Annotated in this window: 21 protein-coding genes and 1 tRNA gene; 14 read left to right on the top strand and 8 right to left on the bottom strand. The window is 72.2% G+C overall.

Annotated elements, in window-relative coordinates; genetic code table 11:
- Position 1 precedes the first annotated feature (1 nt).
- The 13 genes from RM555_RS04715 (at position 2) to RM555_RS04655 (ending at position 13,329) form a co-directional block, all read left to right on the top strand.
- Positions 2-244 (top strand): phosphopantetheine-binding protein, encoded by a 243-nt coding sequence (locus tag RM555_RS04715; protein WP_089002193.1) that lies wholly within the window; start codon positions 2-4, stop codon positions 242-244.
- Entirely contained in the window at positions 241-1,398 is a 1,158-nt protein-coding gene (locus tag RM555_RS04710; RefSeq protein WP_311410612.1) for an acyl-CoA dehydrogenase family protein, read from the top strand. Before RM555_RS04715 ends, RM555_RS04710 begins: the two co-directional genes overlap by 4 nt.
- 1 nt (position 1,399) lies before the next feature.
- On the top strand, positions 1,400-2,536 hold the full coding sequence (locus tag RM555_RS04705) for an acyl-CoA dehydrogenase family protein (RefSeq protein WP_311410698.1): 1,137 nt from the start codon (positions 1,400-1,402) through the stop codon (positions 2,534-2,536).
- Positions 2,530-3,225, top strand: coding sequence for a 4'-phosphopantetheinyl transferase family protein (locus RM555_RS04700; RefSeq protein WP_311410611.1), 696 nt, complete (start codon positions 2,530-2,532; stop codon positions 3,223-3,225). The genes RM555_RS04705 and RM555_RS04700 overlap by 7 nt, the downstream gene beginning before the upstream one ends.
- On the top strand, positions 3,222-4,163 hold the full coding sequence (locus tag RM555_RS04695; protein WP_311410610.1) for a hypothetical protein: 942 nt from the start codon (positions 3,222-3,224) through the stop codon (positions 4,161-4,163). The genes RM555_RS04700 and RM555_RS04695 overlap by 4 nt, the downstream gene beginning before the upstream one ends.
- A gap of 10 nt (positions 4,164-4,173) precedes the next feature.
- On the top strand, positions 4,174-5,739 hold the full coding sequence (locus tag RM555_RS04690; protein ID WP_311410609.1) for an amino acid adenylation domain-containing protein: 1,566 nt from the start codon (positions 4,174-4,176) through the stop codon (positions 5,737-5,739).
- Positions 5,732-8,161, top strand: a complete 2,430-nt coding sequence (locus tag RM555_RS04685) for a condensation domain-containing protein (RefSeq protein WP_311410608.1) — start codon at positions 5,732-5,734, stop codon at positions 8,159-8,161. Before RM555_RS04690 ends, RM555_RS04685 begins: the two co-directional genes overlap by 8 nt.
- A 13-nt stretch (positions 8,162-8,174) precedes the next feature.
- Positions 8,175-8,933: a HalD/BesD family halogenase gene (locus RM555_RS04680; protein ID WP_151453749.1), complete on the top strand. Its 759-nt coding sequence runs from the start codon at positions 8,175-8,177 to the stop codon at positions 8,931-8,933.
- A gap of 5 nt (positions 8,934-8,938) precedes the next feature.
- The gene (locus RM555_RS04675) at positions 8,939-10,165 is read left to right on the top strand and encodes an argininosuccinate synthase (RefSeq protein WP_311410607.1); all 1,227 of its coding nucleotides are present in this window, start codon (positions 8,939-8,941) and stop codon (positions 10,163-10,165) included.
- The gene (locus RM555_RS04670; RefSeq protein WP_311410606.1) at positions 10,162-11,082 is read left to right on the top strand and encodes a methionyl-tRNA formyltransferase; all 921 of its coding nucleotides are present in this window, start codon (positions 10,162-10,164) and stop codon (positions 11,080-11,082) included. The genes RM555_RS04675 and RM555_RS04670 overlap by 4 nt, the downstream gene beginning before the upstream one ends.
- Positions 11,083-11,137: 55 nt before the next feature.
- Positions 11,138-11,509 carry a VOC family protein gene (locus RM555_RS04665; RefSeq protein WP_132231726.1) on the top strand — a complete coding sequence of 124 codons (372 nt, stop codon included), beginning with the start codon at positions 11,138-11,140 and terminating at the stop codon, positions 11,507-11,509.
- A gap of 4 nt (positions 11,510-11,513) precedes the next feature.
- A complete protein-coding gene (locus RM555_RS04660) occupies positions 11,514-12,038 on the top strand; it encodes a flavin reductase family protein (protein ID WP_311410605.1) in 525 nt (174 codons plus the stop codon).
- 982 nt (positions 12,039-13,020) lie between these two features.
- Positions 13,021-13,329: a hypothetical protein gene (locus RM555_RS04655; protein WP_311410604.1), complete on the top strand. Its 309-nt coding sequence runs from the start codon at positions 13,021-13,023 to the stop codon at positions 13,327-13,329.
- Between the two features lie 494 nt (positions 13,330-13,823).
- Here the strand turns inward: RM555_RS04655 and RM555_RS04650 are convergent.
- The 6 genes from RM555_RS04650 to map all read right to left on the bottom strand — a co-directional run bounded on the left by RM555_RS04650 (position 13,824) and on the right by map (position 17,319).
- A tRNA-Arg gene (locus RM555_RS04650) sits at positions 13,824-13,896 on the bottom strand.
- Between the two features lie 395 nt (positions 13,897-14,291).
- Positions 14,292-14,750: a SitI3 family protein gene (locus tag RM555_RS04645; RefSeq protein WP_311410603.1), complete on the bottom strand. Its 459-nt coding sequence runs from the start codon at positions 14,748-14,750 to the stop codon at positions 14,292-14,294.
- A 14-nt stretch (positions 14,751-14,764) separates the two neighbouring features.
- Positions 14,765-15,175: a CdiA C-terminal domain-containing protein gene (locus tag RM555_RS04640; RefSeq protein WP_311410602.1), complete on the bottom strand. Its 411-nt coding sequence runs from the start codon at positions 15,173-15,175 to the stop codon at positions 14,765-14,767.
- A 185-nt stretch (positions 15,176-15,360) separates the two neighbouring features.
- Positions 15,361-15,888 (bottom strand): DUF6244 family protein, encoded by a 528-nt coding sequence (locus tag RM555_RS04635; protein ID WP_311410601.1) that lies wholly within the window; start codon positions 15,886-15,888, stop codon positions 15,361-15,363.
- Positions 15,889-16,249: 361 nt separating this feature from the next.
- On the bottom strand, positions 16,250-16,417 hold the full coding sequence (locus RM555_RS04630; protein ID WP_311410600.1) for a hypothetical protein: 168 nt from the start codon (positions 16,415-16,417) through the stop codon (positions 16,250-16,252).
- An 83-nt stretch (positions 16,418-16,500) separates the two neighbouring features.
- Positions 16,501-17,319 (bottom strand): type I methionyl aminopeptidase, encoded by an 819-nt coding sequence (map, locus tag RM555_RS04625; protein ID WP_311410599.1) that lies wholly within the window; start codon positions 17,317-17,319, stop codon positions 16,501-16,503.
- 74 nt (positions 17,320-17,393) lie between these two features.
- On the opposite strand from map, the gene RM555_RS04620 reads away from it, so the two are divergent.
- Entirely contained in the window at positions 17,394-17,660 is a 267-nt protein-coding gene (locus RM555_RS04620) for a helix-turn-helix domain-containing protein (RefSeq protein ID WP_311410598.1), read from the top strand.
- A 316-nt stretch (positions 17,661-17,976) separates the two neighbouring features.
- On the opposite strand, the gene RM555_RS04615 is transcribed toward RM555_RS04620, so the two are convergent.
- Together RM555_RS04615 and RM555_RS04610 are read right to left on the bottom strand one after the other, a co-directional pair.
- Complete coding sequence (locus RM555_RS04615; RefSeq protein ID WP_311410597.1) at positions 17,977-19,059, bottom strand: hypothetical protein; 1,083 nt, start codon at positions 19,057-19,059, stop codon at positions 17,977-17,979.
- Positions 19,056-19,628 carry an RNA polymerase sigma factor gene (locus RM555_RS04610; protein ID WP_311410596.1) on the bottom strand — a complete coding sequence of 191 codons (573 nt, stop codon included), beginning with the start codon at positions 19,626-19,628 and terminating at the stop codon, positions 19,056-19,058. Before RM555_RS04610 ends, RM555_RS04615 begins: the two co-directional genes overlap by 4 nt.
- Between the last annotated feature and the right edge of the window lie 26 nt (positions 19,629-19,654).

Genomic DNA, 19,654 nt, shown 5'->3' with positions numbered 1-19,654 from the left:
AATGGACGCCGCTTTTCCGGACCTGCTCAAGCCGTTCCTCAAGTACGCGGGAACGCAGCCCATCACCGCCGAGGCCTCGCTCAACGAGCTGGGCCTGGACTCGATGCGCGCGATCGAGCTGCTGTTCACCATCGAGGACACCTACGGCGTGTCCATGCCCGACGAGCTGCTGACCGACAGCACCTTCGCCACCGCCGGCAGCCTGTGGAACACCATCGAGTCGCTGCGGGGGCGGGCGGCGTGAGCACCGCGACCCGCCACGAGGCCGCGGTGGAGCAGGTGCTGGCCGCCGCCGCCGCGCACGCGGAGCAGGCCGACGAGGCGGCGGAGTTCCCCGTCGCGGCGCTGGACGCGATGCGGACCACCGGCCTGCTCGGCCTGCTCGTGCCGGCGGAGCACGGCGGCGGGGGCGGCGGGCTAGGCGACCTCGTCGACGTGACGCTGCGGCTGGCCCGGGTGGACATGTCCGTCGCGTTGATCTTCGCGATGCACTGCCAGCAGGTGGTGGCGGTGGTCCGGCACGCCGACGGCCCGTTCGCCGCGCGGCTCCTGCCGGAGCTCGGCAAGGGCGACGTCTACCTCGCCTCGGTGACCACCGAGCGCGGCAAGGGCGGGCACCTGCTCAGCTCGGAGTCGACGGTCCGGCAGGACGCCGGAACGTTGACGATCGACCGGGACGCCCCGATCGTGACGGGCGGCCAGCACGCCGACGCGTACCTCATCACGACGCTGGCGCCGGACGCCACCTCGCCGAGCCAGGTCTCCCTGGTCTACGCCCGCCGCGACCAGCTCACGCTTGAGGTGCGCGGCGGTTGGCAGCCGCTCGGGATGCGGGCCACCCAGAGCGTGCCGATGCGCCTGACCGGGCGGGTGCCGGCCGACCAGGTGATCGGCGCCCCCGGGAAGTTCCGCGAGATCGTCGCCCCCACCTTCGGCCCGCTGGCGCACATCGGCTGGTCGGCGGCGTGGCTCGGCGCGGCGACCGGCGCGCTGTCGCGGATCCTGCACCACATCCGCGACGCCGGCCGGGGCCAGTTCGACCCCTCCTCGGAGCTGCTGCTGACCCGGCTGGCCCGGGTCCGGGGCCGGCTCGACCTGGTCAACGCCCTGCTGCGGCACACCGTCGCCGCCGTGGAGGGCACCCCGGACGTGGCCGACCCGTCGACCCAGCTGCTGGTCAACTCCCTGAAGGTGCACGCCGCCGAGCAGTGCTTCGCCGCCGCCGACGAGATGGTGGAGCTGGTGGGCCTGCGGCACGGCTACCTCAGGTCGTCGCCGCTGTACCTGGAGCGCGTCTTCCGGGACCTCCGCTCGGCCTCGCTGAACTACGCCAACGACCGGCTGCTGCTGGTCAACGGGGCGCTGACGTTGCGCGACCGGCAGGTGCACCTTGCCTGAGCTGCGGACGGCACCGGCGACGGCCCCCACCGGGCCGGTCCCGGCGGCACCCGACACCGGTGCCGACGTGGCCGCGCGTACCGGGGCGGCGCTGCGCGGGCTGGAGTCCCCGGGGGACGCCCGCGCCGTCTGGCGGGCGCTCGGCGAGCACGGCCTGCTTCGTGACCTCGGGCCGGCCGAGCTGCCGGGGCTGCTCGGCACCCTCGACGCGTACTGCCCGGTGGGGGTGGTGCTGTCCGTCTGCGTCCAGGTCGCCAGCGCGCTGCCCGTCCTGCGCGAACAGGTCGACGCGGAGCCGGCGGACGGGCCGGTGCGGGCCGCGTACCTCGACGCGGTCGCCGGTCGCGCGACGCTCGCGCTGGCCGCGACGGACCGCGACGGCGCCGGCTCCGACCTGATGGACCTCGGCACGACGGTACGCCTCGACGACCGGTCGCTGGTGCTCGACGGCGGGAAGCGGTGGATCACCAACGCCCGCACCGCCGGGCACGCGCTCGTGCTGGCCCGGCACCGCCCGCAGCGGCACTTCACCAGCTTCGTGTGGGTGCTGGTGCCCACCGACGCCCCCGGCGTCCGGGTGTCCGCGACCCGGGGCACCCCGCTGAGCGGCGCCGGCCTCGGCGACCTGCACTTCGACCAGGTGTGCCTGGACCGGTCGTACCTCATCGGCCGGCCCGGCCGGGGCATGGTCAGCTTCGCCCGGCACATCGCCACGGAACGCTTCGCGGGCGGCGTGTGGGCCGCCGCGATGTGCCGGCGGGTGCTCGCCGACACCCACCGCCGGCTCGTCGAGCGTCCCCTCGGCGACGGCCGGGCCTGGGACAACGCGGCGATCCGGGAGCGGTTCGCCCGGTGCGTGGTGGAGGCGTGGCGGATCGGGGCGGCCTGCGACGCCCACCGGAGAAGCACCGAGCCCCTGGTGACCAGCATGCTGCTGAAGACGTCGGTGGCGCAGGGCCTGGACGTGGTGCTCGGCGAGTGCGCCGCCCTGCTCGGCGCGGAGGCGTACGCCGAGGGCGGGCTGGCGCAGCTGCGGGCCGCCGCCGGCATGTTCGCCACGGCCGGCGGCGCCACCGGCGCGATGCTCGCCGGGATCGCCGAGCACGTGCCGGACCTGCTGCGGGACCGGCCATGGTGACGGCCCGGCAGCGGACGGCGCTGGCCTGCCGGACACGGCCGCGCCGGGACCCGACGGGCCGCCACCGGGGCATCGTCCGGCTGCGGCTGGGCGCCCGGGTGCGGGTGGCCGTGGCCGAGCAGCGACTGCTCGCCCACCTTCCGCCGGCCCCGGCGGACCTGGCGACCGTCGGTGACCTCCCCGCCGGCCCGCGCGCCGAACGGCTGGCCGCGCGGGCGCTGCTGCGCCTGCTGCTCGCCGCCGAGCTGGGCCGGGCTGCCGGCGCCACGCCGATCGCCGCCCGCGACGGCGGCCAGCCCCACCTGCCCGAGTGGCCGGGGATCAGCGTCAGCCTGTCCCACGACGCCGGGACGGTGGCCGCCGCGCTCGGCCGGGGCGTGCCGGTCGGCGTCGACGTCCAGGTGCCCGTGCCCGCGCCGCCGGCCCTGCTGCGCCGCTGCTGCGCCCCGGCTGTCCGCGCCGCCCTGGACCGGCTGCCCGCACCGGCCCGGGACCGCGAGTTCGCCTGGATCTGGACGGTGCAGGAGGCGTGCGTGAAGGCGACCGGCGCGGGCCTCGCCGGCCGCCCCTGGGCCATTCCCGTGCCGGCGGGCCGGCGGACGGGCCGCTGGGCCGACCTGCGGTGGGTGAGCCTGCGCGGGCACAGCCGGGTGCCGGCGAGCGTGGCGCACGTGGTGGGTACGCGATGACCGCCCCGGACCCCCGCTTCGCCGGGCTGAGCTGCTACACCGCCAACCTGGCCGGCTACCGGGCCGGCGAGTTCGCCGACACCCCCGACCGGTTCGCCGACTCGGTACGCGTCGCGGTGCGCACGGACCTGCCGGAGGGGCAGCTCGCCTTCTCCCACCACCGGGTGCCGCTCGACCGGCTGCCGGACGGCACCCGGCTGGCGTGGGCCACCGCCCCGGTCGACGGCGTCGTCGAGTCCGTCGACGCGGAGCTGCGACGCCACGGCCGGGTGCTGGTGGTCACCGACAACGCGGCGCTGCCCTGGTCCCCCTCGGCCGGCGGCACCGCCCACGCGCCGCACTGGCTGCTGGTCGACGACCGGCGCGGCGACGACTGGCACGTGGTCGACGGGTTCAGCGGGCTGCTGCCCGCCGGCGAACAGGAGCCGTACGCCGGCTGGCTGGGCACCGCCGGGCTGCTCGCCGCGATGACCCCGCCGCCGGCGTGGCGCCCGGAACAGGACCGCCGCAACGCGCTGGCCTTCGGCTTCTGGATGCCCCCGCCGGCCGGCGGGCACCCACAGTGGCTGGTCCGTACGGGCAGCGCCGGGGACGAGCCGGAGCTGCCCGGCGACTGGCTGCTGGACGAGGACGCGGCCCTGGAGTTCCTCCGCGACCACGTCGTCGCGCACCCGGAGGCCGCCGGGGCACACCTGGACGACCTCTGGGCCGTCGCCCAGCACCGGACGTTCCGGTACCGCCACCTCGGCGACGACGGGGCGGTGCGGGCCTGGGCGGACCTGCCCCGGGCGCTGCGCTTCGCGGTGGAGTCGGCCCGCCGGGGACGCCCCCGGTCCGCGCTGGTGCGGACCACCTTCGACCACCTGCGGCACCTGGAACGAGACCGGTCGACCACCCCAGCGCCGGCGGCGGAACGCCCGCCCCGGCAGACCTTGTGAAGGATGTGCGATGCAGACCCGTACCCTCTACGACTGGTTCCGTACGTCGGCCCGGCAGCACCCGGACAACGTGGCGATCGAGGTCGCCTCGGACGCACTGACCTACGCCGAGTTGCGGGCCGCGGCCGAGCGGTTGTCGGCCGCCATGCAGCGGGTGCCGGGACGGCCACCCCGACGGGTCGGGCTGCTCACCTCCCGCAGCCTCGTCGGCTACATCGCCTACCTGGCCGCCCTGCGGCTGGGTGCGACGGTGGTGCCGCTCAATCCCGCCAATCCGGCGGCCCGGAACCTCGCCATCTCCGACGAGGCGGGGCTCGACCTCGTCATGGTCGACGACACCTCCGGCGACGGGCTGGCCGAGTTCCGCGCGCAGACCACCGTCACGGTCCTCGACCTGACCGGTGAGGGCTGGCGCCGGTTCCTCGCCCCGGGCGACGCGGCGGAGATCCCGCCGGAGGTGGAGCGGGGCGGCGACGACTTCGCGTACATCATCTTCACCAGCGGCACCACCGGGAAGCCCAAGGGCGTGCCGGCGACCCACGCCAACGTCGACTCCTTCCTGACCGAGGTGACCAAGCGGTACCGGTTCCGGCCCGAGTCGCGGGTCTCGCAGACCTTCGAGATGTGCTTCGACGGCTCGATCCTGGCGATGTTCGGCGCGTGGGGCACCGGCGCCACCCTGTGCGTGGCGCAGCGCGGCGACGTGCTGACGCCGGTGCGCTTCATCAACACGAAGCGGCTCACGCACTGGCTGTCCGTGCCGTCGCTGATCTCGTTCGCCAAGCGGTTGCGGGCGCTGGCACCGGAGAGCATGCCGACCCTGCGGCTGAGCTCCTTCGGCGGGGAGCCGCTCACCATCGAGCAGGTCAACGACTGGACGGCCGCCGCGCCGAACACCGCCGTGATCAACTGCTACGGCCCCACCGAGACCACGGTCATCGTCACCGCGTACGAGGTGCCCGCCGACCCGGCCGCCCGGATCGAGTCGTCGAACCGGTCGGTGCCGATCGGGGACATCTACCCGCACCTCGACTACGTGCTGCTCGACGAGGACCTGCGCCCGTGCGACGACGGCGAGCTGTGCGTCCGCGGTGAGCAGCGCTTCCCCGGCTACCTGGACCCGACGGAGAACGCGGGCCGGTTCGTCTCCTTCGACGGCGACCGGGGCCGGCTCTACGACGGCACCGGGCCGTTGACCGCCGAGCACTGGTACCGCACCGGCGACCGGGTCCGCCGCGAGTTCGGCGAGCTGGTGCACCAGGGCCGCATCGACCACCAGGTGAAGGTGCGCGGCAACCGCGTCGAGCTGGCCGAGATCGAGGCCGCGCTGCGCGCCCACGCGGACGTGGTGGAGGCCGTGGTGCTCACCGTGGCCGGCGCCGACGGGGAGCTGGACCTGCACGCCGTCTACACCGGCGCGGCGCTGGCCGACGACGATCTCACCCGGCTGGTGGGACACCTGCCCCCGTACATGCGGCCACGGGCGTTCCACCACCGGGCGGAGATCCCGCTGACCGAGGTGGACAAGGTCGACCGCAAGCGGTTGACCTCCGAGCTGCTCGCCACCCGTGGCTGAGCAGCACGCCGGGGCGGCCCCGGGCCCGGTCCCGGCCACCGGCATGCAGGAGGCCCTGTGGTGGGTGCACCAGCGGGCCCGCGACCGGTCCGTCTACCACCTCACCTGGCGGCTCGCGGTCGACGAGCCGCTCGACGAGGCGGGGCTGGCCGTCGCCTGGCAGGCGATGGTCGACCGGCACGAGGCGTTGCGGACCTCGGTCGTCCGGCAGGCGGACGCCGTCACGCTGGTGGTGGCGCCCCGGATCGTCGTGGGCCTGCACCGGGTGGAGGTGGACGACCCGGGACCGGCCGACCCGGGCACCCTGCTGCGGCTCGTCGCCGAGGAGGTGCACGCCGGGCCGATGGAACCGGAGGCGGCACCGCTGGCCCGGATCACCCTGGTCCGGGTCGGCGACCGGCACGAGGTGCTGCTGACCGTGCACCACGTGGTCCTCGACGGCTGGGCGGTCCAGCTGCTCGTCGGCGAGCTGTCCGAGGCGTACGCGGCCACGCGGGAGGGACGTGCCGTCAGCTTCCCGGCCGACCCGGTGCCGTTCAGCACGTACGCGCGGGAGCAGGCCGCGGCCCGCGCGGACGGCCGGTGGGACAAGAGCCTGGCGTACTGGCGCGACGCGCTCGCCGGCGCGGCCTCCGCCGTCCTGGAACCCGACCTGCCGGGCGAGGTGGCCAGCGGCGCGCCCGGCGCGATCCTGCGCTACGGCTTCAGCGCCGAGGCGGGCGCCGGGATCGCCGCCCTGGCGAAGGCCACCTTCGCCACCCCGTTCGCGGTCATCCTCGGCGCGGCGCAGATCGTGCTCGCCCGGGCCGGCGCCGGGCCGGACGTGGCGGTGGGCGTGGTGACCGCGAACCGGATGACCGCCCGCGACCAGGCGCTGCTCGGCTACACCGCCAACCTCTGCGTGGCCCGGGCCACGGTCGACGGGGCGGACACCGTCGCGGGGGTGGTGGGTGCCGCCCGGGACGGGATGTGGCAGATGCTGACCCACCAGGCGGTGCCGTACCCGGTGGTGTTCGGGGCGCTGCCCGAGGCGACCCGGAGCGCGCTGGGCGATCCCGCGCCGCTGCTGCTGAGCTACCTCGGCCCGATCGGCACCGACCTGCGGCTCGGCCCGGTCCCGGCGACGCTGCTGCCCAGCCCGAACCGGGCCGCCCGGGCCGACCTGGCGATGTCCGTCTGGGAGGCCGACGGCGGCTACCTCGCCGAGATCGAGTACCACACCGGGCGCTACCGGGAGAGCAGCGTGCTGGCCCTGCTGCACGACCTGGACGAGGTGCTGGCCGACGGCGGCGCCGAGCCGCAGCGTACGGTCGGCTCGTTCGACGTCGCCACCCGCGCCCGTGCCGGCCGCGCGGCCCCGGCCACCGTGGACCGCGACCGGGCGACCGGCCCGCTGCCCGAGTCGGCGGACTGGCAGCACGTCGTCGCCGCCTGGACCGACGTGCTCGGCGGCCCGCCGGCCGACGCGGACGTCGACTTCTTCGCCGCCGGCGGCAACTCGCTGAGCGCCCTGCGCCTCGTGGACGCGCTGACGGCCGACGGGCGACCGGCGGTGGACGTCGTGCGGTGGCTGGGCGAGCCGACCCCCCGCCGGTTGGTCGACCTGCTGGGCAACGGGTCGCAGCCGGTGGCGGCGGAGTCGACGCTGGTGGAGTTGCGGGCGGGCCCGGGGCCGCACCTGCACCTCGTGCACGGCGCCGGGGGCAGCCCGCAGGACTACCAGGACCTGCTGGCGGAGCTGCCGGAGCACTGGCGGGTGACCGCCTCCCGCGACAGCGCGGAGCTGCCGACGGTGGCGGCGCTGGCCCGCCGGTACCGGGCCGACCTGGACGCGGCGGGGCTGGTCCCGGACCTGCTCGGCGGGTGGTCCTTCGGCGGTCAGGTCGCCTACCAGATGGCCGCCGACCAGGTCGGTCGGCGTTCGGCGCTGGTCGTGCTGGACTCCGCCCCGCCCGTCGGGTACGAGCTGCCGGCCGACGAGGTCCGGGACCGCTTCGACACCTTCACCGAGAACATCCACCGGGCCCTCGACCTGGAGCCGGACGCCCCGAGGCCCCGGGTGACGGGTGGCCCGGAGCCGGCCGGCTTCGACGAGCGGCTGGCCCTCGGCGCGCTCGCGGCCAGCCTGGCCGCCGTCCAGCAGCCCGTGCCCACGGCGCTGCTGGCGCACCGGTGGCGCAGCTACGAGCGCCACGTCCGGGCCAGCGCCGAGTACGTCCACGACGGCCCGGTCGACACTCCCGCGCTGGTGATCGGCGCGGACCTGCTCGACGCGCAGCTCGCCCAGTGGACGGCGCGGGTCGGGGCGGCCCGGTCCCAGCGGATCGGCACCGACCACTTCGGAGTGTTGCATTCCGCCGCCGTGACGCAGGTGGCGGCGGCCGTCATCGATTTCGCGCGCGTCGCGGCGGCGCGAGGTTAACCAAGGAGGATCCGTGTTCGACTCGAGAGTCTTGTACCAGGAACTGCGGGAGCACGTGGAGCGCGACGTGGCACCGGACGACATCGCCACGGCCCGCCGCGACTTCTCCTACCTGGGGCACGCGAAGGTCTCCTTCGTCGCCCCCGACAGCGTCAAGAAGGCCGTCGCCGACGAGGTCAACGAGCTGATCGACAAGGCCGGTACGCGCCGGGACCTGCGGTTCGCCGAGACCGACTACACGCCGCGCCGGATGCGCAACGTGACCCGGGCCGAGATCGCCGAACTGGGCACCGTCATCAACGGGATCTACACCGCGGAGCCGATCCTGCGGGTGTTGTCGGAGGTGGCCGGCGAGCCGGTGCACCCGTGCCCGTACGAGCCGGAGCAGTTCGTCATCACCTGCCTGGAGAAGGACGGCGACACCCACGGCTGGCACTGGGACGACTTCACCTTCGCGCTGGTCTGGGTGGTCGAGTGCCCGCCAGTGGAGCACGGCGGCTTCGTCCAGTGCGTGCCCAACACCGTCTGGAACAAGGAGCGTCCGGAGATCAACCGGGCGCTGGTCAGCCGTCCGATCTACTCGATGGAGCTGTTCCCCGGCGACCTGTACCTGATGCGGACCAACACCACGCTGCACCGGGTCGCCCCGGTCCGCCAGGGCCGCCGCAAGATCATCAACATGGGGTACGCCTCGACGTCCGACCTGACCCGCGACTTCACCCACGAAACCATGGACCAGCTGTGGGCGACCGTGCCCGCCGGAGAGGTGTGACCATCATGTCGACTCGGAACAACATCGCCCCCCAGCACATCGTGCTCGCCTTCTCCGGCGGGCTCGACACGTCGGTGGCCCTGGTCTGGCTCAAGGAGCGGTACCGCTGCCGGCTGACCGCGTTCATCGCGGACCTCGGGCAGGGCGAGGAGCTGGACACGGCCGCCCGCAAGGCCGAGAAGCTCGGCGCCGACGAGGTGCGGGTGGTCGACCTGCGCGAGGAGTTCGCCCGGGACTACGCCTTCCCCATGTACCGGGCCAACGCCCTCTACGAGGGGCAGTACCTGATGGGGTCCTCCATCGGCCGGCCGCTGATCGCCGCCGCGCAGGTGCGGGTGGCCGAGGAGGTCGGCGCCGACGCCGTGGCGCACGGGGCCACCGGCAAGGGCAACGACCAGATCCGCTTCGAGATGACGTTCGCCGCGCTGCGCCCCGACCTCACGGTGATCAGCCCGTGGCGGGAGTGGGACCTGGCCTCCCGCAGCGACCTGCTCGCGTACGCCGGCAGGCACGGCATCGAGCTGGACCTCAGCAGCGGCGAGCGGCCGTACTCCATCGACAGCAACCTGCTGCACACCTCGTACGAGGGCGAGGCGCTGGAGGACCCGGCGCAGCCCGCGCCCGAGGGGCTGCTGTTCCGGGTGCGCGACCTTCCCGACACCCCCGACGAGCCCGAGACCGTCGAGATCCACTTCCAGGGCGGCAACCCGGTCGGCGTCAACGGGACGCCCCTGTCCGCCAGCGCCGTGCTGGAGACGCTCGACGGGATCGGCCGCCGGCACGGCATCGGCCGGCTCGACATCGTGGAGAACCGGATCTTCGGCATGAAGACCCGCAACATCTACGAGGCCCCGTCGGGCAGCCTGCTCTGGCACGCCCACCGGGCGGTGGAGTCGCTGGTGCTCGACCCGGAGGTGGCGCAGCTCAAGGAGGAGCTGATGCCGAAGTACACCGCCCTGGTCTACCGGGGCCTCTGGTTCGCCCCCGAGCGGCTGATGTTGCAGACCGCCATCGACTTCAGCCAGCAGGACGTCACCGGCGACGCGATCCTGCGGGTGCACCGGGGCACCGTCCAGGTGATCGGCCGCCGCTCCCCGCACAGCCGCTACGACACCGCGTTCGCCACCTTCGAGGCGGACGACGTGTTCGACCAGCGCGACTCCTCCGGCTGGCTGCGGGTCAACACCGTCCGCTTCCGCGCCGGGCGGGCCACCCGGGCGGCGAAGCCGTGAGGATCGTCTTCTTCGGGTACGGCGAGCTCGGCGCGACCGTGCTGCGGGGCATCGCGCCGCACCACGAGGTGCTGCTGGTGCTCACCCACCGGGCCGAGTTCAGCGGGCTCGGCGAGCCGGACGTGGAGCTGGCCGCGGCGGACCTGGGACTGCCGGTGCGCTACTCAGCCACCGCCCGCGAGCCCGACCTGCACGAGCAACTGCGCGACCTCGCACCGGAGCTCATCGTCTCCACCAACTGGCGGACCCGGGTGCCGGCGGAGGTGCTGCGCATCCCGGAACGCGGCGCGGTCAACACGCACGACGCGCTGCTGCCCGCGTACGCCGGGTTCGGCGCCGTCAACTGGGCCATCCGCAACGGCGAGGAGGAGACCGGCCTCACCGTGCACTACATGGCGGAGGAACTGGACACCGGCCCGATCATCACCCAGGCCCGCGTGAAGATCGGCCCGCACGACACCGCCGGCCAGATCCTGGAACGACTCCTCGCGGAGTACGTGCCGGTCACGCTCGAGGCGTTGGAGCGGGTCGCCGAGGGCCACCGGGGCGAGCCGCAGCCGCCCGAGGGGGCGTCCTTCTACCACCGGATCGGCGTCGAGGACACCCGCATCGACTGGCGGGACAGCGCCACCACCATCTGCGACCTGGTGCGCGGCCAGTCGGACCCGTTCGTCAACGCGTGGACGACGCACCGGGGGTTCCGGCTGTGGGTCAAGGCCGCCACCCGGCCGACCCGGGCGCACGGCGGCACGCCCGGCCGGATCGTCAAGGCCGACTACGGCGGAGTGGTCGTCGCCAGCGGCGGACCGGGCGACGGCGACGACCGCGGGGTGGTGCTGCTCCAGGTCTGCACCGAGACCGGGCCACCCGTGCGCGCCATCGACTACTTCACCACCTTCGGCGAGTACCTTCACTGACACGGTGACCGGGGGCGCCGGTCATCGCGCGTACGACGATGACGGGAGAGGTCGGATGATCGGTCGACTGCACTCGGTGGTGCTGGACTGTCCGGACGCCGAGAAGTTGGCGGAGTTCTACGTCGAGCTGACCGGCCTGGAGTGGGCCGACAGCGACGGGTACTGGGTGACGTTGAAGGGCGCGGACGGGCATCCCCGCCTCTGCCTCCAGAGCGTCGCCGACTACCAGCCGCCGCAGTGGCCGGATCCGGCCTTCCCGCAGCAGGCCCACCTCGACGTGGAGGTGGACGACATCCAGGAGGCCGAGGAAGCGGTGCTCCGGCTGGGCGCCACCCGGCTGCGCGGCGGCGGCAGCCGTAACCACGGCTTCCGGGTCTACGCCGACCCGGTGGGACACCCGTTCTGCCTGGTCTGGGGTCAGGACTGACGCCATGACCAACCAGGACCGGGCAGTGGAGTTCCGCCGTACCGCCGGGGCGTTCGCCACCGGCGTCGGCATCGTCAGCAGCGTGTACGACGACATCCCGCTGGCGATGACGGTCAACTCGTTCACCACCGTCTCGCTGCATCCCACCCTGGTCCTGACCTGCCTGAAGCACCGGAGTCGACTGCTCACCCAGATCCGCGACTCCGGCATCTTCGCGGTCACCGTGCTCGCGGCGGACCAACGGGAGGTCGCCCGTTGGTTCGCCGACGCCCGGCGGCCCTCCGGCGCGGCCGCGTTCGCCGGCGTCCGCGTGCACCGGGCGCCGGCCACCGGCTGTCTCGTGTTCAGCGAGGGACTTGCCTACTTCGACTGCCGCGTACGCGACCTCTCCGACCAGGGCGACCACTCGGTGGTCATCGGGGAGGCGGTGTCGTACGGCCCACTGAATCCGGCGAAGGCGCCGCTGCTCTATCTCCACGGGTCGTACCGGTCGATCGCGCCGGTGCCCCCGGCGGTGTCGGCCGCGTAATGGCCCACCCCACCCGGCGGCGTCCGCCGCCCCGAGCCGCGCGGGCCGCGATTCGGGTACGACGACGGAGTGCAGGGGGATGGCAACCAGACAAACGAGCCCCTCCCTTTCGGGACGAGAACTGTCGCGTCATGGCCAATTCCCTTCGCCCGGCCAGGATCCGAACCTGCGACAACCAGCCCGGTCAGGAACACCGCACGACGCACGCCTCGTACGGCCGATCACCTGCTGCCACGGAAGGCGCTCCAAGCCATTAGGGCAAGATCAAGCTGCAAATTGTCCACGCCCGTGGGCGGCTTTACCGCGACTCGGCAACTCGCCCCTAACCGGTCGCCATAACCACCTCGATCGCGGCCAACAACAGCATGGCGCGCCAGGTCGAACGCCAATTACGAACCGGCCCGCGCCGCCCCGTGATCGCGCCCTCTGGGATTGGCCCAATTTGACGGACAGTGACCATCGACTACGTCCGCCACGGCACCATCGACCTGCCTGCCGCGGTGGACGTCGCCCATCGGCCAGACCCCGCGCATACGCTGCCACCAGGAGTTATGCGCCTCCCCTGCGCCACCGACCGGGCAGGCCAGGACCGAACTGGAACCGCATATCATGCTGGGCAGCTACGCCAGCCCGCCATCCAGCAGCGACTCATTGAGCACGCCAGTTCCACCTGCACTTCACCCCGAACTACTCGTCGTAACTGGACCCTGGGCGAACTGGTTCCGCGAACCAACCTACCGCAACCACGTCGGCTTGCCCGGCGCAGCCTCACCGACCTATAAACAGATGTGACCGCCTGGATCGCGGCACGGAACGCCGCCTCAAGCCGTCTACCTGGACTGGGGCGGCAGACGACATCCTCGAAACAGCTCTCGCGCCCCACGAACGATTTAACAACTGTCAACACCAGGCACGGTTGAATTGACAGTGGTTGATTCTCGTGGCAGGCTCAGGGCATCCCTTCGAACAGAACGGAGCTTCAATGCGCGCGATCCGAAAGATCCTCGCTGCCACCGCCGTCACCGGCGCGACCGCGGTGTCCATGCTGGCGGGTGCGGCCCCCGCGTCCGCCGACGCTGGAGCCAACGCAGTCGGCTGGTACACGGGTTACGGCTCGGGATCCTCCGCCTCGCTCGCCATCTGGTCGGCGGAGAACGACGCCAAGTGGAAGGCCCAGATGGGCGGCTTCAACACCTACCTCGACTGCCGCACGACCTACAGCAGCAGCACGAAGGTCAGCGACTACTACTACACCGCCAACGTGCAGCTGTACTGCTACACCTTCAACTGAGTCACCGCTCGCCGATAGCCGGAAGGAGTTCGTCGGGCACCACCAGGCGCACTCCTTCCGGTCGTCGGCGATCTGCCCGGGGCGCGGAGGACGTACCAGCTCGTCCGCAAGACGCACATCGTCGCCGCGGCGCGTTCGCTGGTCGACCGACACTCCGCTCCCCGGGCCGCTTTCCTCGCCGCCACCCCAACAAGATCGTTCTCTGGTTCGACGAGCCGTGCCGTCGAGCAGCGCGAAACAGCCGCCCACGTGGTCGACCGTTCAGCACGCGCGTCAGTGCGGGTTCGTGACACTGCAGACGCGCATCCCATCGTTCACCCTTGGCGGGGACACTGACCTGCACGAACAGCCTCACTCATGCGGTCCGAGATCGTTGCACGTGTTTCGCGCACGGCCGCAAACGGCGGCTTCAGGTGACACCCGACTGCACGGGTCGACCGATCGACGCGGGCACACATCCGCTGCTCAGATGGCGCTTCGGCTGATCTTCGAGGTGCCCCCGGCAGGATTCGAACCTGCGACACACGGTTTAGGAAACCGATGCTCTATCCCCTGAGCTACGAGGGCGCGAGGGCCTAGTCTAGCGACCCGGGCGTTCACCTGGGGTGGCAGGGAGTCGCCCACGTTCACCCACGTCACCCGGACCCGCGTTCGCCCAGCCCAGGACCACAGCTCGAGCACACGAACGTCGGTTTGCGACCGGCGGTCGCCGCAGTGACCTGCGGTGGCACCGGTTCACCCGGGTTGGCATCCGCTGGAGAGCACACCGCGCACATCATCGAAGATCATGTGGGGCTGTCCGCTCCCACGGGGGATTCCGGCCAGGTCGCGATCAGCCGCGCGATGGCTGGCCGTCGTTGTCGCGGTCAGGTCCGTTGGTCGAGGAAACGACGTCGAAGTCGCCCACGGACGACGGGTCGAAGCCGCGTCGTTCGTGAGCGGGTCCCCCGCGCTCGGCTGGTTCATTGGGTGATGATGACGTCGCCTATGCCGTAGTGGCTCCACCAGGTAGGACGGTGTCTGCGAAGTTCGCCCCCGACGCGGGTCAGCAGGAGCCAGTTTCCGTTCTGGACCAGCGCCGCGTCCTCCTGCCGGGCGGCCAACACACGGGCCACGGCCTTCATCATGTTCGGGATGCCCTTGTCGACCACGTCGTCTGCCCGCAGGGAGAAGTCGATGTCGACGTACGTATCCGGCTCCCACTCCCAGCGGGCACCGTCGTCGGCCTCGGCATCGAAATAACCCTGGCTCCCTGAAGAGACGGTCAGCGCGTACCCGCGGGTGTCGTAGAGACGAGCACTGAACAGCCGCGGGTTGGTGCCGCTCGGCCTGGGCTTCTCGGCGGCGTCCACCGCCACGAGATCAGCCACGTGGTCAAGGGGCAGGTCACCCGCCAGGGTCAACCTGAACTCGACAGCCATCTCTGCGCCTCTCCTCAGTCTCGACGGACGATCTGCATGATCGCGCCACTCGGCGTCACTGCGACGAGTTCTTTCAGCCTCTCGACGGGCCAGGTGTCGAACTGCCTCCGCAGGGCCGCGAGGTCTCCGTGCCAGTCGTGCAGGTTCAGCACCACACGTTGGGTCTGCTCCTTGTCGACCTTGGCGCGGACCTCGCTCCAGACGCCCCGCACCGGCTTGCCGAGAGTGGGCGAATAGCAGTCGAACACATGACCCTCGATCAGGTAATCCGGGTCTTTGTTCGGGTTGCCCGAATCGCCGGTACGGAGCCGGGCATCGGCGATCTCCTGCCTGGTGGGGTTCTGGTGGACCCGGTAGCTCTTGCTGGCGACTATATCGGCGCATTCGTTCTCGAGCTCCAACGGACGCCGCCCCTCGTCGTCCAACCGGGGTGGAATTCTGGTTCTCGGACCGGTCGGCGACCCGCCCGGGACACCGGTTGGCTGCCTGGCCCAGGGCGTGCCGTAGTCATGGTCAGCGAAGGCTTCGTCGTCAGCAGCATGAGGTGTCGAAGGCGGATCACTTTGCTCGGAAGGGGTAGGGCTGGCCGGTGGATGACCGCCAGCCCCCGTCAGTTTCCCGACGATCCCAACTGCCGGGCCTGCGCGATCGCCGCCTCAACGGCCTGCCGGGCCCCGCCAGTGCGCTGAACAACCAGCACCAAGACCTGCTTGATGGCCTCCAAGGCCTGCAATAGCGGCCCGGGCTGCCCTCCCTGCAGGACCATGGCGACGAGTTGCTGCGCCTCACCGACTCCGGTGATGGCCCCGGCCGCTGCCTCACGGGCGGCGTCCACAGCGCTCTGCACAGGCACCAGCCCGGCGATCGTCTCCTGCGGGGTGGCCTCGTTCGGCACCGCCGCGGCGGCCTTCGTCGCCTCACCGATCGAACCGGCAAGACTTCCCAGGCCACCCTGGATGCCCGTGATCGCGTTACGCACCCGCGCCACACCCGCCGCCACGGCGAAAAAGCCCGCACCCGCGGCGCGCAGCGCCACCTCTTGCGCCTGACTGTCAGCGGTGGCTACCAACCCCTGTGCGCGTTCGACACCGGTCATTAACGCGCGGAGTTCACCGGTGATTTTCTCGACCTGCGACACGTAGCTGGCATCCCCAATCGATGATAGTAGAAGTGCTCGACAGCCGAACCTACCGGGCTTTCTGCGGGTCCACCAGATACCGACGAGCGCCGGCCCGCCACGATGCGAGCAGCATGAGCAGATTCCATTCCAGGCATCCGTCCACATGGGCTGCAGTGGTGCAACATTGTCGACGAGCCGCCCGTTCGACTTGTCGCGACGGACGCGAACCGGCGACAGCAGCCGCGCTGGCGCATCACGCGCCGGCCTGCCGCGAGTGTCAGGCATACGCTTGCTGGCGATATCGCAACCGCCATAGTGGTGCCTCGACGGCACGATTGCCGACCGTTCGCCGTTCGATGGCTACGCCACCACCCAGGTCTCAGGCGGGCGGAACGGTGGAGGCGTGCGGGACGACCTTGGTCGGCAGGAGCAGGACGGCCCGGGTGGGTGCTGGCTGGAACAGCATCCGGACGGCTTCGACGCCCTTGCGTGCGTGCGGCTGCCACACGGTGGTCAGAGGCGGGGTCGCGACGGCGGCTGCGGGCACGTCATCGAATCCGACGACGGACAGGTCATCCGGGACCCGCAAGCCCCATGCCCTGGGTCACCCGCCCCGAGGCGAGCAGTGGGTCAGGAGGCTGCGGCGGGCTTCCTGGTGGGGTCGGCAGAGGCGGCGCCATGGGTGGGGCGGCGGGTCAGGACCTGGGGACCGGCGGCCGTGATGGCGACGGTGTGTTCCGAGTGGGCGGTGCGGGAGCCGTCGGCGGAGCGGATCGTCCAGCCGTCCTTGTCGAACTTGATCTTGTCGGTGGAGCGGCAGAACCAGGGTTCGATGGCGATGGTGAGGCCGGGGTTGAGCTTCAGACCGCGGCGGGGGCGGCCGTCGTTGGACACGTGCGGGGCCTCGTGCATGGTGCGGCCGATGCCGTGGCCACCGAACTCGGCGTTGACGCCGTAGCCGTAGGAGCGGGCGACCTTACCGATCGCGGCGGAGATGTCGCCGAGACGGCCGCCGGGCTGGGCGGCGGTGATGGCGGCCTCCAGCGCGACCTCGGTGGCCTCGATCAGCTTCAGGTCGGCCGGGTCGGGGGTGCCGACGACGACGGAGAGCGCGGAGTCGGCGACCCAGCCGTCGATGCCGACCGCCATGTCGATGCTGAGCAGATCGCCGTCGCGCAGGACGTAGTCGTGCGGCAGGCCGTGCAGCACCGCGTCGTTGACCGACAGGCACAGCACGTTGCGGAACGGGCCACGGCCGAACGAAGGGGCGTAGTCCCAGTAGCAGGACTCGGCGCCGCGTTCCTTGATCCGGCGGCGGGCGTGGTGTTCGAGGTCCATCAGGTTGACGCCGACCGCGGCGACGTCGCGCAGTTCGGCGAGCAACTCGCCGACGAACTGGCCGGTCACCGCCATCCGGTCGATCTCCTCGGCGGACTTGAGCTCGATCACGACAGCCTCCCTCTCCCCTGTGCGGTATTTTTATACCACGCCAGGTCGGGATGCTCCGGGGGTATCCTGCTGGCATGGTTCGCCAACCACTCACCGCCGAACAGATCGCAGCGGGCCAGCGCCTCGGAGCCGCCCTCCGGGCCGCGCGGGCCGGCCGCAGCCTCGTCGAGGTGGCCCTGGCAGCCGGCATCTCCCCCGAGACGCTACGCAAGATCGAGGCGGGCCGCCTTCCCGCACCGGCGTTCGGCACCGTGGTCGGCCTCAGTCAGGCCCTCGACGTCCCGCTCAGCGACTTGGCCGACGTCTGGCGGGCCGACACGCCCATCCGCCAGGCGTCCTAGAGACCAGCCGTCCAAATCGGCTCGGTGGTCCGGCTGGCGACGCTGGCCACCGGACGCGGCTGTGTGTCCTGGAAGATCTTGCTTGGTGGCTGATCGAGCGGGAACAGCACCCGCGGAGGTGACCCTGCGGGCCGGACTGCGCCGGCTCGGCACGTGTCATCCTCGCCTCGCGAGTCGGGCGTAGCGCCGACGGCAGCGCTCTCCTGAAGCGTCCGCGCAGCCGTGGCAGGCAGTGGACCCGCACCGCAGCCCGCAATGGACCCTCGACGCCGGCACTCGCGCTGCGCGAGTGCCGGCGTGGCGACGGTCGAGGCGCTCAGTCGCAGCCCAACCCCTGGGCGTACGCGGGCGGCGGGTTGCCGGCGGCGACCTTGTCGGCGATCTCCCAGAACACCTCCGGCCAGTCGCCCTCGTCGTTCATCTGGTGCAGCACGCGCCAGTTGTGGCTGCTGCGCAGGGCGTCGCCGGCCCGCTGGAGTGCGGCGTCGTCGCCGGCCCGCTTCGCGCGTAGCCATTCGGCGATCCACGCGCAGCCGACCCGGGAGGTCACCTGGGCGCCGAACTGGTAGAAGTCGTTGGTGCCGACGTCGCCCAGCGCGGTGCGGTCGAAGTTCGGCGGAAGCGGCACGTCGGCGAGCGCCTTGGCCGCCTGCTCGTCCACCCGCGCGGGCGTGACGATCTCCGCCGGAAGCGCGGCCAGCCAGGTGCGTACGTCGACGCGGACGATGTCGGCCAGGACCCCGTCGAAGTCGTCCCGGCTCCAGCCTCCCCCGGTACGGAGCTCGACGAAGGCGCCGTCGCGAGGGCGGAGCATGACCGCGAAGTCGTCGGAGCTGTAGCGGAACAGGTCGCCCGGCCAGCCGTCGACCCGCACCGACTTCGGGGGGCTGACGTTCAGCCGGTCGGCGCGGAAGCCCTCGTACTGTCCGGCCGGGTACCAGTTCATCTCCAACTGGCGCCCGCCGTTGCTGAACGCGATCGTGCCCTGCTGCTCGGTGAACCCGTAGACGGTGGTCACCTTCCAGCCCGGCTGGTCGATGAGCAGCCGCGGGTTCCCCTCGGCGGCCTTCATCGCCACGGGCGAGTAGACGACGGGGGCGCCCGCGCTGGCGGCATCCGTGGGAGGGGCCTGGCTGTCGTCCGGAGGCCCTGGGAGCACGGTGGAGACGACGAGGACGCCGGTGAGGACGGCGGCGGCGGTCAGCGCGCCAGCGAAGCGGCGAACGATGCCGCGGCCCGTTCGGGAGCGTGGTGGCGGTGACTCGACGACGCGTTCGAGCCTCGGCTCGGACATGATTTCCTCCAGGAGGGTCTGCTTCGCCCCGTCCAGGCGCCGGATGACGGCGGGTCGGTAGGGGTCGGCGTCTCGAACCATCCGGTCGAGGTGCTCCTCGGTCATCGGCCCTCCTTCGGGGTGGGTGCGGTCAGGACGTCGAGTACATGTCCGGGTGGGTCGGGGTCGTCACGGACGAGGTCGCGCAGCCTGGCCCGCGCGCGCGACAGGCGGGTACGGACCACGGCCGGGCTCACCCGGAGGACCGCTGCCGCCTCCCGGGGCTCCAGTCCCTCCCAGACGGTCAGCATCAGCACCTCCCGGTCCAGCTCACAGAGGCGGGCCAGCGCGGCCTGGACGGTGAGCCGTGCCGGCACCTCGCTGCCCGGGTCGGCGGCGATCGCGGCCGTGAGCCCCTGTCGTAGCCGCTCGCCCAGCCGATGCCGGCGTCTGCCGCTGCGATGGTGGTTGGCGAGCACCCGCCGGGCGACGCCGTACAGCCACAGCCGGGTCTCGGCTTCCGTCGGCATCTCGTGTCTGCGCCGCCAGGCCACGAGGAAGGTCTCCGCGACCACGTCGGCCGCGTCCTCGGGGTGCTCGACGCGCCGCATGGCGTACGCCAGCAGCGGCTCGAAGCCGTCGGCGTAGACGCGTCGGAAATGGTCCTCGTGCTCGGTCGCGGAGGTCACGTCCATTCCATGTCCGGTCGGACGCCGATCGT

This window comes from Micromonospora reichwaldensis (genome assembly GCF_031845925.1).
Lineage (GTDB): Bacteria > Actinomycetota > Actinomycetes > Mycobacteriales > Micromonosporaceae > Micromonospora > Micromonospora reichwaldensis.
Note: the sequence above shows the minus strand (reverse complement) of the source record. Positions and strands in the feature narration are given on the sequence as shown.